17 protein-coding genes and 1 riboswitch are annotated in these 18,245 nt (G+C 62.6%); of the genes, 8 read left to right on the forward strand and 9 right to left on the reverse strand.

What is annotated here, in order from left to right; genetic code table 11:
* Window positions 1-8 precede the first annotated feature (8 nt).
* From EGJ68_RS07435 to EGJ68_RS07455, 5 genes are read right to left on the reverse strand one after another with little or no spacing between them, the layout of a single operon-like run.
* Window positions 9-887 (reverse strand): cobalamin-binding protein, encoded by an 879-nt coding sequence (locus EGJ68_RS07435; RefSeq protein WP_123033805.1) that lies wholly within the window; start codon window positions 885-887, stop codon window positions 9-11.
* Window positions 884-1,663, reverse strand: coding sequence for a heme ABC transporter ATP-binding protein (locus EGJ68_RS07440; RefSeq protein WP_123033806.1), 780 nt, complete (start codon window positions 1,661-1,663; stop codon window positions 884-886). Before EGJ68_RS07440 ends, EGJ68_RS07435 begins: the two co-directional genes overlap by 4 nt.
* Entirely contained in the window at window positions 1,660-2,634 is a 975-nt protein-coding gene (locus EGJ68_RS07445; RefSeq protein WP_123034109.1) for a FecCD family ABC transporter permease, read from the reverse strand. Before EGJ68_RS07445 ends, EGJ68_RS07440 begins: the two co-directional genes overlap by 4 nt.
* A gap of 52 nt (window positions 2,635-2,686) precedes the next feature.
* Window positions 2,687-3,331, reverse strand: coding sequence for a cob(I)yrinic acid a,c-diamide adenosyltransferase (cobO, locus tag EGJ68_RS07450; RefSeq protein WP_123033807.1), 645 nt, complete (start codon window positions 3,329-3,331; stop codon window positions 2,687-2,689).
* Window positions 3,306-5,168 carry a TonB-dependent receptor plug domain-containing protein gene (locus tag EGJ68_RS07455; protein WP_123033808.1) on the reverse strand — a complete coding sequence of 621 codons (1,863 nt, stop codon included), beginning with the start codon at window positions 5,166-5,168 and terminating at the stop codon, window positions 3,306-3,308. Before EGJ68_RS07455 ends, cobO begins: the two co-directional genes overlap by 26 nt.
* A 110-nt stretch (window positions 5,169-5,278) precedes the next feature.
* Window positions 5,279-5,420, reverse strand: a riboswitch (cobalamin riboswitch).
* Window positions 5,421-5,544: 124 nt separating this feature from the next.
* Here EGJ68_RS07455 and EGJ68_RS07460 point away from each other — a divergent pair.
* The 7 genes from EGJ68_RS07460 to EGJ68_RS07490 all read left to right on the forward strand — a co-directional run bounded on the left by EGJ68_RS07460 (window position 5,545) and on the right by EGJ68_RS07490 (window position 13,649).
* Window positions 5,545-6,057 (forward strand): DUF501 domain-containing protein, encoded by a 513-nt coding sequence (locus EGJ68_RS07460; RefSeq protein WP_233248709.1) that lies wholly within the window; start codon window positions 5,545-5,547, stop codon window positions 6,055-6,057.
* Window positions 6,058-6,059: 2 nt separating this feature from the next.
* Window positions 6,060-7,022 carry an XdhC family protein gene (locus EGJ68_RS07465; protein ID WP_123033810.1) on the forward strand — a complete coding sequence of 321 codons (963 nt, stop codon included), beginning with the start codon at window positions 6,060-6,062 and terminating at the stop codon, window positions 7,020-7,022.
* Window positions 7,019-7,585 (forward strand): nucleotidyltransferase family protein, encoded by a 567-nt coding sequence (locus tag EGJ68_RS07470; RefSeq protein ID WP_158283555.1) that lies wholly within the window; start codon window positions 7,019-7,021, stop codon window positions 7,583-7,585. Before EGJ68_RS07465 ends, EGJ68_RS07470 begins: the two co-directional genes overlap by 4 nt.
* A 75-nt stretch (window positions 7,586-7,660) precedes the next feature.
* Window positions 7,661-8,716 carry a 3-deoxy-7-phosphoheptulonate synthase gene (locus EGJ68_RS07475; RefSeq protein WP_123033811.1) on the forward strand — a complete coding sequence of 352 codons (1,056 nt, stop codon included), beginning with the start codon at window positions 7,661-7,663 and terminating at the stop codon, window positions 8,714-8,716.
* A 34-nt stretch (window positions 8,717-8,750) separates the two neighbouring features.
* Window positions 8,751-11,210 carry a zinc-dependent metalloprotease gene (locus EGJ68_RS07480; RefSeq protein WP_199227949.1) on the forward strand — a complete coding sequence of 820 codons (2,460 nt, stop codon included), beginning with the start codon at window positions 8,751-8,753 and terminating at the stop codon, window positions 11,208-11,210.
* A gap of 148 nt (window positions 11,211-11,358) precedes the next feature.
* A complete protein-coding gene (locus tag EGJ68_RS07485) occupies window positions 11,359-12,528 on the forward strand; it encodes a sulfotransferase family protein (RefSeq protein WP_123033812.1) in 1,170 nt (389 codons plus the stop codon).
* The gene (locus EGJ68_RS07490; RefSeq protein WP_123033813.1) at window positions 12,525-13,649 is read left to right on the forward strand and encodes a DUF1214 domain-containing protein; all 1,125 of its coding nucleotides are present in this window, start codon (window positions 12,525-12,527) and stop codon (window positions 13,647-13,649) included. The genes EGJ68_RS07485 and EGJ68_RS07490 overlap by 4 nt, the downstream gene beginning before the upstream one ends.
* A 9-nt stretch (window positions 13,650-13,658) precedes the next feature.
* Here EGJ68_RS07490 and EGJ68_RS07495 read toward each other — a convergent pair whose 3' ends face one another.
* Entirely contained in the window at window positions 13,659-14,624 is a 966-nt protein-coding gene (locus EGJ68_RS07495) for an NAD(P)H-dependent flavin oxidoreductase (RefSeq protein WP_123034112.1), read from the reverse strand.
* A 141-nt stretch (window positions 14,625-14,765) separates the two neighbouring features.
* Between EGJ68_RS07495 and EGJ68_RS07500 the strand changes: the two genes are divergently transcribed.
* Window positions 14,766-15,326, forward strand: a complete 561-nt coding sequence (locus EGJ68_RS07500; protein ID WP_123033814.1) for a PadR family transcriptional regulator — start codon at window positions 14,766-14,768, stop codon at window positions 15,324-15,326.
* 60 nt (window positions 15,327-15,386) lie between these two features.
* Here EGJ68_RS07500 and EGJ68_RS07505 read toward each other — a convergent pair whose 3' ends face one another.
* The 3 genes from EGJ68_RS07505 to zwf are packed head-to-tail and all read right to left on the reverse strand — an operon-like array spanning window position 15,387 to window position 18,245.
* The gene (locus EGJ68_RS07505; protein ID WP_123034113.1) at window positions 15,387-16,022 is read right to left on the reverse strand and encodes a bifunctional 4-hydroxy-2-oxoglutarate aldolase/2-dehydro-3-deoxy-phosphogluconate aldolase; all 636 of its coding nucleotides are present in this window, start codon (window positions 16,020-16,022) and stop codon (window positions 15,387-15,389) included.
* Window positions 16,023-16,054: 32 nt separating this feature from the next.
* Complete coding sequence (gene pgl / locus EGJ68_RS07510) at window positions 16,055-16,765, reverse strand: 6-phosphogluconolactonase (RefSeq protein ID WP_123033815.1); 711 nt, start codon at window positions 16,763-16,765, stop codon at window positions 16,055-16,057.
* Window positions 16,758-18,245 carry a glucose-6-phosphate dehydrogenase gene (zwf, locus tag EGJ68_RS07515; RefSeq protein WP_123033816.1) on the reverse strand — a complete coding sequence of 496 codons (1,488 nt, stop codon included), beginning with the start codon at window positions 18,243-18,245 and terminating at the stop codon, window positions 16,758-16,760. Before zwf ends, pgl begins: the two co-directional genes overlap by 8 nt.

An 18,245-nucleotide genomic window follows, 5' to 3' on the forward strand; every position in this document is an offset into this window, starting at 1 on the left:
AGGGTCGCTTAATTTCCGGTGCGCACGGCCTCCAGTTTGCTACAGAGGTCCCGTGCCCCGTCCAGGGCGCGTGCGGTCGGGCGCTGAATCAGGTCCGGGTTGACCGACAGCAGGCCGCCATTCAGTGCCTGTAACCCCGGGTATTGTCGCCAGTGCTCGAGCCATTCGGGGTGTGCCGTTTCCATGCCGCCGGCCACAATCACGCGCGGATTGCGCGCGAGTACGGATTCCAGGTTGATCCGGGGAGCGAGCGTGGCGGCATCCGCGAAGATATTCCTGCCGCCACAGAGCGTGATGATCTGGCTGATCAGATGCACACCGTTGACGGTCTGCAATGGCTGGTGCCATATCTGGTAGAACACTGACAGGGGTGCCGCGGCGCCGAACTCCCCCGCCAACCGCGCAAATCCGTCCTCGAGGCGCTGTGCCTCGGTTTCGCTGTGTGCCTCGGTGCCGGCCAGTCGCCCCAGGCGGCGGATGCTTGCGGGTATGTCGTCGAGTGAGCGCAGTTCGCTGACGTACACGGGAACGCCCAGCCGCTCGAGTTTTTCCAGAGCGCCAGCCCCGTTGCCGGAGCCCCACATCAGTATCAGGTCGGGTTTGCTGGCCAGGATTTGCTCCAGGCTGAAAGCATTGAAGGAGCCTACGCGAGGTAGGCTCCGGGCCTGGATGGGGAAGTCGCTGTAGCTCACCACACCCACCAGACGATCGCCGGCCCCGGCGCTATAGAGGTTCTCCACGATGTGCGGGGCCAGTGCGACGATGCGCCGGGCGGGCTCTGGCACTGTCACGCTGCGCCCGGCGAAATCCTCCACCGTCACGGTTCCGGCAGTGAGGGTGCCAGCGTAGCCTGCCAGCAGGCAGCACAGCGCGAGAACGCGTTTCACAGGCCAATAACCAGTGGTTGACGCCCGTTGGGATGCGGCTGCACCAGCACCTCGGCGTGAAACAGTTCCCGGAACAGCGCGGGCGTGAGGACGGCCTCCGGACTACCGCTGGCCACGGCCTGCCCTGCATTCAGTACCAGCAGCCGATCGCTGACGCTGGCCGCCAGATTGACATCGTGCACCACGAGCATAACGGCACAACCTCGCGCGGCAATGTCGGCAATAACCGTGGTCAGCTGCTGTTGATGGGCAAGATCCAGCGCTGCTGTCGGTTCGTCCAGCAGCAGGAGCGTACCGCTCATGTCGGTGGTGTGCCACAGCTGCGCCAGTACGCGGGCAAGCTGCACACGCTGGCGTTCGCCACCCGAAAGCTGGGTATAGAGCCGGTTGCGCAGGGACAGCGTATCTGTCGCGCGCAATACCTGACGCACAATATCCTGATCGGCACGCAGGCCGGTGCTGTGTGGCGTACGCCCCAGCAGTACCACTTCCTCCACGGTGTAAGGGAAATTGAGCAGCGATAGTTGGGGCAGGAACGCCCGCCGCTGCGCAAGCTGCTGCCGCGGCCAGCTATCCAGCGCGCGGCCCGCTAAGCGCAGGCTGCCGCTGGTGGCTGCAAAGTCGCCGGCAAGCAGGCGCAGCAGGCTGGATTTCCCGGCACCGTTGGGGCCGATGAGGCCGATCACCTCGCCCGGCTCCAGCTGCAGGTTGATGTCTGTTAGCACCGGGTCGCCCCAGGGTGCGGCGTCCACGCTTTGCAGCGTAAGCACGCTCATGTTTGCATGCCATAGTGGTGTCGCTGGCGCAGCAGCGATATGAAGAATGGCACGCCGATGAGGGCAGTGATGATGCCGACCGGCAGCTCCGTGGGTGCCAGCAGGGTTCGCGACAGGGCATCCGCGCACACCAGCAGGATGGCGCCGCCCAGCGCGCTGGCGGGTAGCAGTGTGCGGTGGTCGGGGCCGATCAGCAGGCGCACGATATGCGGCACGACCAGGCCGACGAAGGCGATGGTGCCCACCAGCGCCACTGAGGTACCCACGCCGATAGCGACCCAGGTGATCAGGGCAAGTTTGGTGCGGTTTACGGCGATACCGAGATGCCGGGCTTCGGACTCCCCCAGCAACAGTGTGTTCAGGGGCAGCGCATAGCGCGGAAGTACCAGCAGCACCGAACCGGCGACCACCGTGGCAAGCAACAGGCGCGGCAGGGTGGCGCCATCGAGGCCTCCCATTTTCCACAGGCTGATCTGGCGCAGGCGCTCGTTGTCGGTGAAGAACTCGAGCAGGCTGCCCGCCGCTCCCGCCAGGGCGGTGATCGCGATACCTGCCAGTAGCATGGTGGCGACTGAGGTACCGTTATCGGAGCTGGCCAGTCGGTAGACCAGCAGCACGGCCAGCACACCGCCGACGAAGGCCGCCAGCGAGACCAGGCTCAGGCCCATAAAGCCCGTCAGGCTACTACCCCCCGCCACAATCAGCAGTGAGGCACCCAGTGAGGCACCCGCGGTCACCCCGATCAGGGAAGGGTCCGCGAGGGGATTGCGGAACAAGCCCTGCATGGCGGCACCGCTCATGGCCAGCGTGGCGCCGATGATGGCCGCCAGCAATACGCGCGGCAGACGGATCTGCTGCACAATAAGGCTGGCCTGGCCGCGGTCGGCACCCAGGAGTGCGCTCAGCGTATCACCGGGAGCGATTTTCACCGCGCCGCTGCCCAGCGCCAGAAGCATGGTGAGTGGCAGCATGATGACCAGCAACAGCAGCAAGCGCTGCGCCCGTCGTCGGCGATGGATGACGTTAGTAATCAACGCCGAGCCGGGCCTTGATGCCGGCGTTGTAGGCGTGCTTGATTTCCTTCACTTCGGAGACGGTGTCCATGATGTCCTGCAATGCCTTGCCGCCGCCGCGGCCGGTGACCACCACGCTTTGTTCCAGCGGCCGCTCTGCAAGCGCGGCGAGCACCTCGCTTTCGGGCAGGTAATCAAACGCCAGCATGTAGGTGAGTTCGTCCAGTACAACCAGGTGGTAGTCCGGATTGTTGAGCATGGCAGCCGCCTGTTCCCAGGTACGCTGCGCGGCGGCGATGTCCGCACTGCGATCCTGAGTGTCCCAGGTGAAACCGGTGCCCATCTGGTAGAAATCTACCTGCGGGCACTGTTCCCGCAAGTAGATTTCCTCACCGGACAGCTGTTCACCCTTAATGAACTGCACCACACCGACCTTGTAGCCGTAGCCGAGAGCGCGCATGACCATGCCGAAAGCAGAACTGGATTTGCCCTTGCCATTTCCGGTGAGCAGGATGCTGACCCCGCGCTCTGTGCTGGCGGCGCTGATGCTGGCATCAACACTGGCTTTCTGTTTTTCCATCGCCTTTTTGTGGCGCTCATTTTTGCGTTCTTCGCTCACGGCTCTGCTCCTAGAAGGTGTAGCGCACGCCGGCATAAGCCGCCCGTTCGCTGCTGCGGTAGTCGGTAATTTCCTGGTAGTCCTCGTCCAGCAGGTTTTCAACACGGCCGTACAGCTCCAGGCGGGGCGTAAAGAAGTAGCGCGCATTGATGTCCAGCACCTGGTAGTCGTCCAGCGCCGAACCATCGCGTTCCTGGGCATCGCGGGACGTGCGCCAGTGCAGGCCAAGTGTGGCCTGTTCGGAGAGCGTACGCCACTGCAGCCCGAGGTTGGCGAGGTGGCGGGGGCGGTAGATACGTTGCCCGCCCGCCGCGGTTTCCGTGTCGTTGTAAGTGTAGTTTCCCTGCAGGCTGAACTGTAACGGCAGGGGCACCTCGGCGATCAGCTCCAGGCCCTTGGATTCGGTGGTGCCCGGACCTTGCAGGTAGCCCGAGAAGGCGACCGGATCAAAGAATATTTCATTCTCGACGTCTTGGCTGAAGTACACCGCCTCCAGCATCAGGCCTGCATTGGCGTACCAGCCCACGCCCACTTCGTAGCCCTCGCTGCGTTCTTCCTGCAGAGTCGTATCCGAGGCCGGTGGGCTGGCGAAAAAGCTGCCGTTGTAGGCAATTTCGTACAGGCTGGGTGCACGGAAGCCGGTGCTCCACGCTGACTTGAATTTGACCTCACCGCTATTGCCGAGCGGCATCAGGTAGGCGGCACTGACCCGGTAGGAATCGTGGCTGCCGAAGTCGGCGTTGTCGTCGTAACGGGCGCCCGCCGTGAAGAACAATTGATCCGCCACGCTGCCTTGATACTCAAAGTAGTAGCCGGTCTGGTCGCGCTCGGTATCAAAGCTGCCGTCATCCAGTGACTGCTCCTCGTAGTCGACGCCATAGACCAGCTGCAGGTCGCTGGTGGGCGCATAGCTGCCGAGATAAGTCACGCGCGTGAGGTCACCTTCCGTGCCGAAGCCCGGCAGGCCCTCGGTGAAAAACTGACGCTCGGTCTCGCTGTGGTTGTAGGCAAACTCGTGCCGGGTTTGCGCGCCGTTGAAGCTGACGGCACCACGCAGCGCCTGTTGCTCGTAGGCGTCCGAACAGAGATTGCTGGGCGCGAAGGTATCGTTGGTAAAACAGTTGTCGTACTGGTTGTCACCGTCGACGTCCCGGGCCACGACTTCCAGGCGTAGCTGCTCGCTGATATTCCAGCCGGCGCGCGCGTGCACCGTTGTATTGTTGTATCCATCATCGTCAGCGGGGTTGGTGTCGGACATGCGTGCGTTAAAGCCGTCCGTGCTGTAGTCCGCGATGGACAGATTCGCGTCGACCTGTTCATTCCCTGTGCCCAGGTGCGCACTGTACTGCGTTGTGCCGTAGCGACCCGCTTCCGCGCTCAGTTCGCCGCCCAACCCGCTGCGTGGAGCCTGCGTGCTGATACTGATGATGCCGCCCGCATCGGCCCCGTACATCAGCCCCTGGGGACCACGCAGGATTTCAACACGCTGGATGCCGCTGCTGAGCAGGTGTTCCATGCGCGGGCCCGTTTGTGGCGTCGTGGTATCAGAGACATCAATGCCGTCGATCAGGACCTTGGTGCGGAAACTTTCTTCCCCGCGAATACGCAGGGAAGACGCTTTGCCGGCCCCGCCATTATTGCTGACCGCGACGGCAGGCACCGTGCGCAGAATATCCTGCAGGTTGGCGAAGCCCAGTCGCTGGATGTCCGCAGCGTCTACCACCGAGATTGACGTGGCGACCTCACGCATCGGCATGGCGACGCGGGAAGAGCTGACGACAATTTCCTCGAGTTGGGACGACGGTGCCGCCTGTGTGTACGCGGGCAGGGTGAACAGCAGCGCGATTGCGCCGCTCAATTTCTGTGGTGTCATGACGTGCCTCAATGCCAAAAGTTTTGTGGCGATTGAGGGAGGGGATCAGGGAACGCAATGCGGGGAGGCATCATGCAACCTTCAATGAAGCCCTCCGCTCCATCGTTGCTCGTAACAGGCAGGTATCGGGCTCACAGAGGACTCTGTTTACCGTTGCGGGGGCAGCGGAGGGATCGGCGCTATGCCTTACCTCACTTCCCATTTAACCTACCCAGCCGTGTCAAGCGACACCAGCGGCAGGCACCTGGTACGCCGCGCACTGTAGAGGCCAGAGAGCAGGCTGTCAATTGTCCAGATTCTGTCCGCATGCTGCAGGCGTCGTTCTGTCGGCGTGCTTGACGTAGAATGCAGGGCTAGCGGTGCGATGAGGGCAGTCATGACAGTTTCGGCAACACAGAGGGTGCAGGTGGCAGAACGCCTCGGCCGCGAGCCCCGCGGCCTGCGAGAGATCGCGGTAGCGGATGAGGCCGGTCACCCGCAGGTGATTCGCGTCGCGTCGCTGGTCGAGCGCACGCCCTTCCCCACCCTGTTCTGGCTGGTCGACCCCGCATTGAACTACCGGATTGACCGGGAGGAGGCGAGTGGGCTGATCGCGCGGTTTCAGCGTCAGGTCGATGATGACCCAGCCTTGCAGAGGGGCATGGCCGCAGACCACGCGGCCCATATCAAACTGCGTGAAGAACACCTCGCGCCGGACGAGCGTCAGGCGCTGGAACAGTTGGGCTTTGCCGACGTGTTACGGCAGCGCGGCATTGGCGGAATCGCCGACTCCGGACGTATTCGCTGCCTGCACACCTGGTACGCGGCGCACCTGGTGGTGCCCAATACTATTGGCAGGCTGCTGGATGCTCACTGGGCGGCTCAGCCAGCCGCAGACGGCGAGGCGTAGCCGTGCAGAGTGCCAATCAGGCGGCTCTCGAGGCGGCGCTTGCCTGGCTGCAGCGACGGGAGACCGCCGTCTGGTTGTGTACGGTCGCCGCCGCGCAGGGCTCTTCACCACGACCTCCGGGTTCATTGCTGGTGTGCAATGCGCAGGGTGAGCAGGTGGGCTCGCTCTCTGGCGGCTGTATCGAGGAGGACCTGCTGGAGCGTTTGCGTTCCGCTGCATTGCCCTTAACTGGTGCCGAGCTTGTGCCTTATGGCGTGACGGCAGAGCAGAATGAACGCCTCGGTTTACCCTGCGGCGGCCGCTTGCAGGTGCTGGTGCAGCGGCTGCAACCCGACCGGGACGAGGCGTGGCTGGAGGCAGCGCTAACGGCGCTGGCAGAGCGGCGCTGCCTGCAGCGCCGGGTGTCGATTCCCACCGGTATTACGCAATGGTCACCGGTTGCGACGCACGGCCCGCTGCAGCTGTTGGAGGCCGAACTGGTGCAGACCTTTGGCCCACAAATGCGCATGCTGCTGGTAGGCGCGGGTCAACTCAGCCAATCCCTGGCGGAGTTGGCACTGGCGATGGACTACGATGTTCTGGTGGCCGACCCCCGCGAAAGCGTGCGTGCGCAGTGGCCGGGGCCCGCCGTCCCCCTGCTGGACGGCATGCCGGATGACGCCGTGCGCACGCACGCCAGTGATTGCCACAGTATTGTGATCACCCTCACCCACGACCCCCGCATCGACGACATGGCGCTGATGGAGGCGCTGACTACCGAGGCCTGGTATGTCGGCGCGCTGGGCTCCCTGAAAACCACCGAGAAACGCCTTGGACGGCTCCGGCAGCTCGGCCTGAGCGATACGCAGTTGGCCGCTCTGCATGCGCCGGTGGGCCTGGATATCGGCAGCAAGACACCGCTGGAAATTGCGGTATCGATCATGGCGCAGTTGGTGAGCCTGCGCCGCAGGCCCCCGCCCGCGTGACCGTTGGCGTGCTGTTGCTCGCCGCCGGTGAGGGGCGACGTTTCGGCAGCGACAAACGCCGCGCGCAGACCCGGTCCGGGCAGACGTTACTGGCTACTTCTATTGCTGTGATTCGTGGCACAGGCCTGCCGCTGCGGGTCTGTCTGCGTCCCGGTGAAGCGCAATTGGCGCAGCAGGCAGGCTTGCAGCCGGAGGAAGTGATTGCCTGCGCTCGCGCGCGCTGCGGCATGGGTAGCACGCTCGCGGAGGGCGTTGCACAGCTGCCTGCATGGGAAGGGGTTCTGGTGGCGTTGGCGGATATGCCTGCTATTCAGTCGTTGACCTATCGTGAGGTGGCGGCCGCATTGACACGCGAGACCATCGTGGTGCCCACCTGGCAGGGGTGCAGCGGTCACCCGGCAGGATTCGGCGCGGATTGGTTTGACCGGCTGGCAAACCTGCAGGGCGATACGGGTGCGCGGGCGCTCGTGCGCGAGGCAGGTGAACGGCGAACGCTGCTGGCCGTTGCGGACCCGGGCATACTTCGGGATATTGATCACCCGAGTGACCTTGCCCGCACCTGACTCTCCGCGCCCCAGCTGCAAGCGGCAAGTGCCCGGTGGTATAGTAGATAGCTCTGCACCACACATCGGGATCCCATGACCACCAATACAGACGACCTGCGCATTCGGCGCACCAATGAACTGGTAGCGCCGCAGCAGCTGATCAGTGATATCGCCCTGGACGAGACGGCGGCACAGACCGTGAGTGCTGCACGCCGCGGTATTCACGCTATTCTGGCCGAAAAGGATGACCGCCTGCTGGTGGTCGTCGGCCCCTGTTCCATTCACGACCCCGACGCGGCCCGTGATTATGCACAACGCCTGCAGCGTGTGGCGCAGTCGCTGCAGGCCGACCTGCAGGTGGTTATGCGGGTGTATTTCGAGAAACCGCGCACCACGGTGGGCTGGAAAGGGCTGATCAACGACCCGGACCTGAATAACACGTTCCAGATCAACAAGGGCCTGCACCTCGCCCGTCAATTGCTGGCAGACCTCGCCGCCATGGGCTTGCCGACCGGCACCGAATACCTGGACCTGATCAGTCCCCAGTACGTGGCGGACCTGGTGTCCTGGGGCGCGATCGGCGCACGCACGACCGAGAGCCAGACGCACCGCGAACTGGCCTCGGGGCTGTCCTGTCCAGTGGGCTTCAAGAACGCGACCGATGGCGACATACAGGTGGCGATAGACGCCATCAAGTCGGCGTCCCAGCCACACCATTTTCTGTCGGTCACCAAGCAGGGTCATTCCGCGATTTTCCAGACAGCGGGCAACGAGGACTGCCACATCATTCTGCGCGGCGGCAAGCATCCCAACTACGACATGTTCTCGGTGGACGATGCGGCCGCCATGCTCCGCAAGGCGGGCTTGCCCGCACGTATCATGGTGGATGCCAGCCACGCCAACAGTCGCAAGATACCTGCGCGTCAGGTGGATGTGATTCGCGATATCGGCGCCCAGGTGGCGCGGGGCAACAGCGCCATCTTTGGCTTGATGATCGAGAGCAACCTGGTCGCCGGGCGCCAGGATGTGGTGGCCGGTGAATCGCTGGTATATGGCCAGAGTATTACCGACCCGTGTATCGACTGGGAGCACACGGAAACGCTACTCGAAGAACTGGCGGCTGCCGTGCGCACGCGGCGCGGGCTGTAGCCGCTTGCCTGTCCACGCCACAGGAGGGGATAGGGTGAAGCACCTGTTTTTGGCATGTGTGGTACTTGTGCTGGCGGCCTGCAGCGATTCGGCACACCAGGGTGGCAAGTCTGGCCTTCCGGACGTCGATGCCCACACGGCGGGAATGCAGTACCTGCAGGGCTTCCAGAACCTGTACTGGGACGATACAGGCGGACGTCTGTACCTGGAAATTAGCGCCTTTGAGCAGCCTTTCATTTACGTCAGCAGCCTGTCCAGCGGTGTCGGCTCCAACGATCTGGGCCTTGATCGGGGGCAGCTCGGCAACACCCGTCTGGCGCGATTCAGCCGGGTGGGCGACAAGGTGTTGCTGATGGCCGATAACCCCGTGTATACGGCGGGCAGCAGCAACGCAGACGAGCGTCGCGCCGTGGAAGAGGCCTTTGCCCGTTCCGCGCTGGCCAGTTTCCCCGTGGTGGCCCGCAGCGGCGATCGCGTGCTGGTGGATGGCACGGATTACTTTGTCAGCGATGTGCACGGTGTCGCGAGGCGGCTGAAGGACCGCGAGGAGGGTGATTACCACGCCGACCCGGATCGCTCTGCCATCTACCTGCCCCGTACTCGCGCTTTTCCCGATAACACCGAGGTGGATGCGCTGGTCACCCTGGCAGGCGAACCTGCCGGCCAGCAGCTGGCCACCGTCACCCCCGATCCGCGGTCACTGAGCGTGCACCAGCATCACGCCTTTGTGCGCCTGCCCGAGCCCGGCTACGAGCCCTTGCCCTACGATCCGCGCGCGGGCTTTATCGACCCGGATTACGACCGGCAGCGGGTCGACTATGCGGTGCCCATTGGTGAGCCGGTTCGCCAGCCCTATGCCTGGCGCCATCGACTGCAAAAGAAGGATCCGCAAGCGGAGCGCAGTGAGGCCGTGGAGCCAATCGTCTACTACCTGGACCGGGGAGCCCCCGAGCCGGTTCGCAGTGCGCTGATGGAAGGCGCCGCCTGGTGGAATGAAGCATTTGAAGCGGCGGGTTATGACAACGCCTTCCAGGTCCGTCTCCTGCCCGAGGACGCCGACCCGATGGATGTGCGCTATAACGTCATTCAGTGGGTGCATCGCTCTACGCGCGGATGGTCCTACGGTTCCAGCGTGCGCGACCCGCGCACCCAGGAAATCATCAAGGGCCATGTGACCCTCGGTTCGCTGCGCGTACGGCAGGATTACCTGCTGGCGGAAGGGTTACTGGCGCCCTATGCGGAAGACGGCAGTGTGCCCGAGACCATGTTGGACTTTGCCCTGGCGCGTATCCGTCAGCTCGCGGCGCATGAAGTGGGCCATACCCTGGGCCTGGAGCACAACTTTGCGGCGAGTGCGGACGGGCGGGCATCGGTGATGGATTACCCTCACCCTTACGTCACCTTGGACGCAGCGGGCGTGCCTGACCTTTCCCAGGCCTACACCACTGGCCTCGGTGAGTGGGACAAGCGAGCCATTCTGCATGGCTACCAGCATTTCCCGGAGGCGGTGGATGCCGCCGCAGCGCGTGAGCAGATCGTTCGCGATACCTATGCGGCGGGCCTGCACTATGTGGCCGATGTGCATTCCCGTGTCGATGCCTTCGCCGTCAGTGCCGGCCCGGCACACCCGCTGGGGAGCCTGTGGGATAATGGCAGCGATCCGGTGGAAGAGTTGAATCGGCTGATGGACCTGCGCGCTAACGTGCTGGGGCGTTTTTCCGAGCGCAGCGTGCGGCTTGGACGACCCCTGGCCCAGCTGGAGGATGTACTGGTTCCCATGTACCTGTTGCATCGCTATCAACTGCAGGCGGCGGCGACTCTCATTGGTGGTCAGGCGTTCAGCTACGCACTGCGTGGCGATGGGCAGGTGCCGGTGGCCGCAGTGTTGCCCGCGCAGCAGCGCGCAGCGCTCGAGGCGTTGCTGGCAACGCTGGCCCCGGATGCGTTGGCCATGCCAGCCGACCTGTTGGCGCTGATACCGCCGCGCCCACCGGGCTATGGCGGCGACCGCGAGCTTTTTCCCCGCGATACCGGGTACGTGTTCGACCCCCAGGCGGCTGCGGCCACCGCTGCGGGCCTGACTCTGGATATGTTATTGAATCCCACGCGTGCGGTGCGTATGAATAATAACCAGGCGCGCTCCGCCGCCCAGCCCGGGTTCCCGGAGCTGCTGGATGCCGTGCTCAAGCGCAGCTGGTATGCGGAGCCCGCGCAGGGTAATACTGGCGCACTGCAGCGGGTTGTCAATATGGAAGCGCTGGCGCGGCTGCTGCGTTTGGCGCGCACCGCCGAGGTGCAGCCCCAGGTGCGCGCAGAAAGCCTGGACGCACTGCTGGCACTGCATGGCTGGCTGGAGCAGCAGGCACAAGTAGTATCACCTGCCTGGCGCGCGCACTACCGTTTTGGGCAACTGCAGATACAGCACTTGCTGGACACGCCGGGTGCCCTGCAGGGATTGCAGCCGCACGTGGCTCCCCCGGGCTCCCCCATCTGAGCCAGAGCCGTTGGGCGGGTCGCTGGTCTCGCTTGTTATACCAGCAACCGGCAGTCTCGCTTTCGGGGGTGCTTGCCCGCGCGCAGCTTTGTAGAGTGTATCGCGGCGTTAGCGCCACAATAATAATGACGATGAAAAGGAAGTCCCTGTGCTGGAACTGGAAGCATTGCGCCAACAGGCGATGCTGGATACCGGGCTGGAAGATTTTGGCGACCCGGCCTTTTACGAGGCACTGGAGCGCCTGCTCGAGGCGCTGCATACCGAAGCGCGGCTGAACGAGTTCGGTCACATGCGGGCCGAAATGACCATTCTTGAGGGGCTCTCGCGGCGCCTGGAGATCGAAGATTACCTCACCTCTCACCCCGAGGTTGGCGAGCAGCAGGTGCAGCGCCCGGTATTCATTCTGGGTCTGCCGCGCACCGGCACCACGGCCCTGCATCACCTGCTGAACCAGGATCCCCGCAATCGCACCCTGCGGCTGTGGGAGGCCCAGCAGCCTGTACCGCCACCGGAGACGGCGTCCTATACCAGTGACCCGCGTATTGCCGCGCGTGCCGAGGGCGTCGCCTTGACTGAGACGTTTCTCCCCGGCTTTCGCCAGACCCACCTGATTGACGCCGAAGAGCCGGACGAGTGCTACATGTTGCTCAACCGCAATTTCATGTCGGTTGAATACTCCGCGCTATTTCACGTACCCAGCTACGCGAACTGGCTGTACGCCAATTTGTGTCGTTCTGACAGCTACGACTATCACCGCAGGCAGCTGCAGCTGCTGCAGTCGCGTCATGCGGGGCAGTGGGTGCTGAAGGCACCCTTTCACCAGCTCGGCCTGCGCGAAATACTGCGGGTATACCCGGATGCCATTATTGTCCAGACCCACCGCGCGCCACTGGCGTTTGTCGGTTCTGGCTGCAGCTTCAGCGAGGTGCTGCGGCGCAGCAGCAGCGACAGCATTGATCGCGCGGAAATCGGCCGTGACTGGATGACCATGCTCACCGCCTATACGCGTACATTCGAAGCAGATCGCGCGGCGCTGGAACCGACACACCCGGGCCAGTTCCTCGATGTGTATCACGACGAGTTTGTCGCCAACCCCTGGCGTGTACTGGAACAGCTTTATGCCCTGCGCGACATGCCGCTGCAAGCGGAGGCGCGGCAGCGTATGCAGGCCTGGCTGGACAATCACCCGCGCGGTAAACACGGGCTGCACCGCTATCGGCTGGAGGACTACGCCATCAGTCGCGATGAGGTGGCGGCGCTGTTTGAGGACTACATGCAACGTTACGACCTGACACTGGATGAAGAGGCAACGGTATGAATGAACCTGCAAAGGCAGAACAGCGTGTGATGGATGGCAGCACCTGGAGTGAGTTCTGCGATGCGCTAAAAGAGGCGGGTACGCTGGTGGATGCGGAGAACGCGCCGCAGGATGCGTTTACCCGCGCCGAGGGTTACCGTTATCTATCGCGTATGTTGCGCGCCGGGCTGGAAAGCTTCCTCGAAGCGGGTGACCCGCGTTTTCCCGAGTTGCGCTGTCCGGCACATGAAACCATCAAGCTCGGTGCCGACAACCCGGATAACCACTACCAGACGGCGACCATCGACCCGCAGTATGACTACCGGATAACGGGGACGCGGGGTACGGTGAATTATCTGGGCTTTGGCACCGTGATCAATCGCTACAGCAGTGGCGGTGGCATGAAAACCGATGGCTGGCTTGACTCACGGGACATGGATATCAACCCCGACGGTACGCTGGAGATTATCGTCAGCCAGCGCCAGCAGCCGGGCAACTGGCTGCCCATGGGGCCCGAGACCAACTCGCTGAACGTGCGCCAGACCTTCCAGGATCGCCGTGGCGAGACGCGCGCGGAAATTCGCATAGAGCGTATCGGCGCGGAGCATGAGCGGCCCGAGCCGCTATCGCCGGAAAAGCTCGACCGTGCCTTGCAGGGCGCGGTGCAGTTCATGCGCAGCACCACCGGGCTGTTCGAAGGCTGGGCGGCGAGCTTCCTGCCGACCCTGAACCAGGTCGCACCGGCGGACCAGGCGTTTTGCCAGGCCATTGGTGGCGACCCCAATATCTACTATTTTCACAGTGCCTGGGAGCTGGCACCGGATGAGGCGCTGTTGATCGAGGCACCCGTGGTGCCGGCCTGTCAGACGTGGAACTTCGTGCTGCAGAACTGGTGGATGGAATCACTGGACTTCCGTTACCACCAGATTCACTTCAATAAACACACCGCCGCCTATGAAGAGGACGGCGGCGTGGTGATCGTGGTGGCGCACGAGAAACCGCCGCAGGCGAACTGGGTGGAAACCGCGGGCCACCACACGGGCACCCTGTGCTGGCGCTGGATAGGTGCCAGTGAGCATCCACCGGTGCATGCCCGCGTGGTCAAGTTCAGCGAACTCGCGGGACTTCCCGGCCGCCGCTGAGGCAGCGGCCTAGCTCACCAGCAGGCGGGCGCGCGCTGCGGCGTATTCGCGCTGCAGGCGCGCCACCAAGTCACCCGCGGAGAGAATTTCCTTCACGGCACCTATGCCCTGGCCGCAGCCCCAGATATCTTTCCAGGCCTTGGCGTCGCTGTTGCCGCCAGAGCCGAAGTTCATCGCCGACGGGTCACTCTCGGGCAGGTTGTCCGGGTCCAGCCCGGCTGCCTCGATAGAGGGGCGCAGGTAATTGCCGTGGATTCCCGTGAACAAGTTGCTGTAGACAATGTCGCCGGCGCCGTGGTCGACAATGGCCTGCTTGTAGGCCTGCTCGGCATTGGCTTCTTTGGTGGCGATGAACGCCGAGCCGATATAGCCCAGGTCCGCCCCCATGGCCTGTGCGGCGAGGATAGCATCGCCGGTGGCGATTGAGCCGGAAAGCAGCAGCGGGCCATCGAACCACTCCCGGATTTCCTGAATCAAGGCGATGGGCGACAGCGGGCCGGCGTGGCCACCGGCGCCGGAGGCGACGGCGATCAGGCCGTCCGCACCCTTCTCGATGGCTTTGTGGGCAAAACGGTTGTTGATCACATCGTGCAGCACAATTCCGCCATAACTGTGTACCGCCTCGTTGACCATTTCCTTCGCACCGAGAGAGGTAATAACAATGGGCACCTTGTACTTCACACACATTTCCAGGTCGTGTTGCAGGCGGTCGTTAGAGCCGTGCACGATCTGGTTCACGGCAAACGGTGCCGCTGGTGTGTCGGGGTGTTCTGCGTCCCACTCAGCCAGTTCACGGGTGATTTTCGCCAGCCAGACGTCGAGCTCCTCCGCCGGCCGCGCATTCAGGGCCGGGAAAGAGCCGACGATGCCGGCTTTGCACTGGGCAATCACCAGGTCCGGGTTGGAGACGATGAACATGGGGGCGGCGACGGCGGGCAGACGCAGTTTGTCTTGCAGAACAGCGGGTAGTGCCATGGGATGAAACTCCATTACGGGTTGCAGTTTTATGCAATTTATTGCATATTGAGTTGATATGCAACCTTTTGCATGCAAAGCGTTCCGGGTTTAAGCTGCCAAGCTCACGCCGCACGCGATACGAGGTACTCAGCAGCAGCCATGGCACTCTCTCACGCAATCATGACCGCCCTGTTGGAAGACGACATGTCGGGCTATGAACTGGCCAAGGCGTTCGATATCTCCCTGGGGCTGTTCTGGCGCGCCAGCCATCAACAGATCTACCAGGAACTGCACAAGCTGGCCGACCGGGGTTGGCTGCAGCGCGAAACCGTCGCCCAGGCGGGCAAGCCCGACAAGATCGTCTACGCGCTTACCGAGGCCGGGCGCAGCGCCATGGCGGAGTGGGTGATGGGCAACTCGCGCGTGCAGGAGGGCAAGGACGACCTGTTCGTCAAGTTGTACAATCTTGCCGAAAGCAACGCCGCGCATCTTGCGATGGAGATTGGCCATCGTCGAGAGCAGATGATGCAGCGCCTCTATCTGTATGAAAAAATCCGCCGACGCCACTATGCAGACCCCACGGCCCTGCCGGTAAGGCGCAAGGGTGTGTTTCTGGCCCTGTTGGCAGGCATCCGTCAGGGAGAGCACTTTCTGGCCTGGTGTGACGAGGCCCAGGCCATTCTGGCGACGGTGGATGGCAAGGAAAGTGATGGTGGCTGAAGGTTCGGGGAGTGGGCGATCCCGGGCTACGCAGCGCACACGTCGTTGGCTCCCGCAGGTTTAGTCCCTGGCTGAAAGCCCGGCCGCGGCACGGGCGCATGCCTCTATTTGAGCCCAATCCCCTGACCGGATTGCGGCGCTGTCGAGCATCCAGGTTCCACCGACACACAGGACGTTATCGAGCGCCAGGTAGTCTTTTACATTCGCCAGGTTTATGCCGCCTGTGGGGCAGAATTTTATCTGCGGCATGGGCCCGGCGATGGCTTTCAGCATCCGGGTGCCGCCAGCGGCTTCAGCCGGGAAAAACTTCATGCAGTGAAAGCCATGTTCCAGAACCGTCATGGCCTCGCTCGGCGTTGCCACACCGGGAAGCAAGGGGGTGCCGCTTGCAGTTGCTGCCTCGAGCAGTGCGGCTGTTGTCCCGGGGCTAACAATAAATTCGGCACCGGCATCGACAGAAGCCTGGAAGTCGCTTGCAGAGAGCACAGTGCCGGCACCCACGATCGCCCCGGGGACGTGTTTCTTGATGGCCGCAATGGCGGTCAGGCCGTGCTCGCTGCGCAAGGTGATTTCCAGCACGTTCAGTCCACCGCGCACCAACGCCTCAGCCAGGGGCACGGCATCATCTGCGCGCTCGATGACGATAACGGGGATGACCGGGCTTGTGGTTAGTACAGTGTCCAATTGCTTCGTCATTGTGTTCGCTCGCGATGGGTGGAACGGGATTTCTAGGGCGCCCAATACACGGATACTTTGCTGTCAGCGCCGTGCAGCAAGGCGCTCACAGGCAGGCCGAGAGTGTCCCGGGAATGGCGTGCGGTTCGGTACACCTCGAGTTTCTCCTCGCCGGTAATCAGTAGGATAATGCTGTTGCAGGCGCGAATTGCGTTCAGTGTGAGCGTCATGCGCTCAGTGAACTTGCCCGTCACCGCGCTTTCCCTGGCTTGGATAGGCGCGCATAGCCGGGCGTTGTTCTCATCCAGCGCATACCCCAGGTTCCGTGCATGAGGAAAAAGCGATGCGGTATGGCCGTCGGCCCCCAGCCCCAGAATGCAGAGGTCGAAGGGGGAATGGATGCGCCTGTATCTCGTTTCGCACTCCATCTCACCGTCCGTGGCAGTTGCAGCCGCCGTTTTCATACCGAAGAACGCGGCCTTGGACGCCCGGTTCTTGAGTAAGCTGTCGACGATGGCCGTCTCATTGCTTCCGGGCTGGCCGGGGTTTACCCAGCGCTCATCAACCAGGGCGATATCAACCTTTTCCCACGACAGTTCCTGACGCGAGAGCTGGCGATACAGGGGCAATGGGGTGCTGCCGCCCGATACGAAAACCGTCGCGTGGTCATGTGTTTCGATGCCACGCCGCAGGACGTTGGCGCAGTGGTTCGTGAGCGCCTCGAATAACTCGGTTCTCTGCGCGAAAAAGCACTCCTCAATCATCCGCGCAGACGTCCTCAATATCACCTGCGTTGTACCAGGCGTGGCAGTCCTCGGCGAGCAGCGCGTCGGCTTCGTCGGGGCCCCAGGAGCCTGCACGGTACAGCTCCGGAGAGCTGGAGGAGGCTTGCCAGGCTTCAATGATGGGGTCAATCCAGGCCCATGCAGTGGAGACTTCCTTGCGGCTGATAAACAGGCTGGAGTTGTCGGCGGCAGCGTCCAGAATCAGACGCTTATAGGCGCTACTGCGCAAATGTTTGTAGGTGTCGGAAAAGTTGAGGTTGAGAGCGGTGGGTTGCAACTGCATGTCCAGCGTGTCCAGGTTTTTCGACATGAGACTGAGCTGAATGGATTCTTCAGGCTGCAGGCGAATCACCAGGCGATTGGGGTCCATTTTCCCGGCGCCGGCGCTGAAGACGCGGTGCGGAACCTCTTTAAACTGAATCATGATTTCCGCAAAGCGGGACTTCATGCGTTTGCCGGTACGCAAATAGAAAGGTACCCGCGCCCAGCGCCAATTGTCGATATAGACGCGCAGGGCAACGAAGGTTTCGGTTGCGCTACTGGTTGATCCCAGCTCTTCGAGGTAGCCGGGCACCAGCTTGCCCTGATGGCCGCCCGCTACATATTGGCCGCGGACCGTGTTTTTCATCACGTCGGTGCCGGTGATAGGGCGCAGGGCTTCCAGTACCTTGATCTTCTCCGTTTGAATGTTTTCAGCATTCATGGTGTGTGGTGACTCCATCGCCACCAGGCTCAACAGCTGCAGCAGGTGGTTCTGCACCATATCCCGCAGTGCCCCGGCCTCGTTGTAAAAGCCCGCTCTGCCCTCCAGACCCACCGTTTCGGCAATGGTGATCTGCACCTGGTCGATAGACTTTGCATCCCACAACTGCTCGAAAATCAAATTGGTAAAGCGCAGCGCCAACAGGTTCTGTACGGTTTCCTTTCCCAGGTAGTGGTCGATACGGTAAATGGATTTTTCTTCAAAATACGTGGCGATCTCGTTGTTGATGGCCTCGGCTGATTTTGCGTCGTAGCCCAGTGGTTTTTCCACCACCAGGCGGCTGTGCTCGGAAATCAAGCCTTCTTCGCTCAGGTGCTTGCAGCAAGCACCAAATACGGCGGGTGGTGTGGCAAGGTAAAAGATACGCGTGGCGTCCGGGTGAGTATGCAGTGCACGTTTGAGTTCCGTCCACCCTGCGTCGCGCTTTGCGATGTCCAGCGTAACGGGGAACAGAAGCGTCTTGAACGCCGCCCATTTCGTGTCGTTGAATTCTTCGGCAACCAGAAACGCTTGCAGACTATCCCGGGCGGTCTCCAGATACCTCGCGGTCGCATCTTCACTCCGCGTGGTGGTGAATATGCGCGTGCCCTCTGCCAGCTCTTCTGCAGTAAACGCTTTGTACAGCGCGGGTATCAGTTTGCGCAGGGCCAGGTCGCCTGAGCCGCCAAAAATCACGATATCGAACGGGTCTGTCAT

This window comes from Haliea alexandrii (assembly GCF_003719295.1).
GTDB lineage: Bacteria > Pseudomonadota > Gammaproteobacteria > Pseudomonadales > Halieaceae > Haliea > Haliea alexandrii.

What these genes read in the sequence shown, in the direction of transcription:
- EGJ68_RS07440 (WP_123033806.1), bottom strand. Translation starts at nt 1,663, where the DNA reads ATGAGCGTGCTTACGCTGCAAAGCGTGGACGCCGCACCCTGGGGCGAC.
- EGJ68_RS07445 (WP_123034109.1), bottom strand. Translation starts at nt 2,634, where the DNA reads ATGCTGCCACTCACCATGCTTCTGGCGCTGGGCAGCGGCGCGGTGAAA.
- cobO (WP_123033807.1), bottom strand. Translation starts at nt 3,331, where the DNA reads ATGCCGGCGTGCGCTACACCTTCTAGGAGCAGAGCCGTGAGCGAAGAA.
- EGJ68_RS07455 (WP_123033808.1), bottom strand. Translation starts at nt 5,168, where the DNA reads ATGACACCACAGAAATTGAGCGGCGCAATCGCGCTGCTGTTCACCCTG.
- EGJ68_RS07460 (WP_233248709.1), top strand. Translation starts at nt 5,545, where the DNA reads ATGACAGTTTCGGCAACACAGAGGGTGCAGGTGGCAGAACGCCTCGGC.
- EGJ68_RS07475 (WP_123033811.1), top strand. Translation starts at nt 7,661, where the DNA reads ATGACCACCAATACAGACGACCTGCGCATTCGGCGCACCAATGAACTG.
- EGJ68_RS07490 (WP_123033813.1), top strand. Translation starts at nt 12,525, where the DNA reads ATGAATGAACCTGCAAAGGCAGAACAGCGTGTGATGGATGGCAGCACC.
- EGJ68_RS07495 (WP_123034112.1), bottom strand. Translation starts at nt 14,624, where the DNA reads ATGGCACTACCCGCTGTTCTGCAAGACAAACTGCGTCTGCCCGCCGTC.
- EGJ68_RS07500 (WP_123033814.1), top strand. Translation starts at nt 14,766, where the DNA reads ATGGCACTCTCTCACGCAATCATGACCGCCCTGTTGGAAGACGACATG.
- EGJ68_RS07505 (WP_123034113.1), bottom strand. Translation starts at nt 16,022, where the DNA reads ATGACGAAGCAATTGGACACTGTACTAACCACAAGCCCGGTCATCCCC.
- pgl (WP_123033815.1), bottom strand. Translation starts at nt 16,765, where the DNA reads ATGATTGAGGAGTGCTTTTTCGCGCAGAGAACCGAGTTATTCGAGGCG.
- zwf (WP_123033816.1), bottom strand. Translation starts at nt 18,245, where the DNA reads ATGACAGACCCGTTCGATATCGTGATTTTTGGCGGCTCAGGCGACCTG.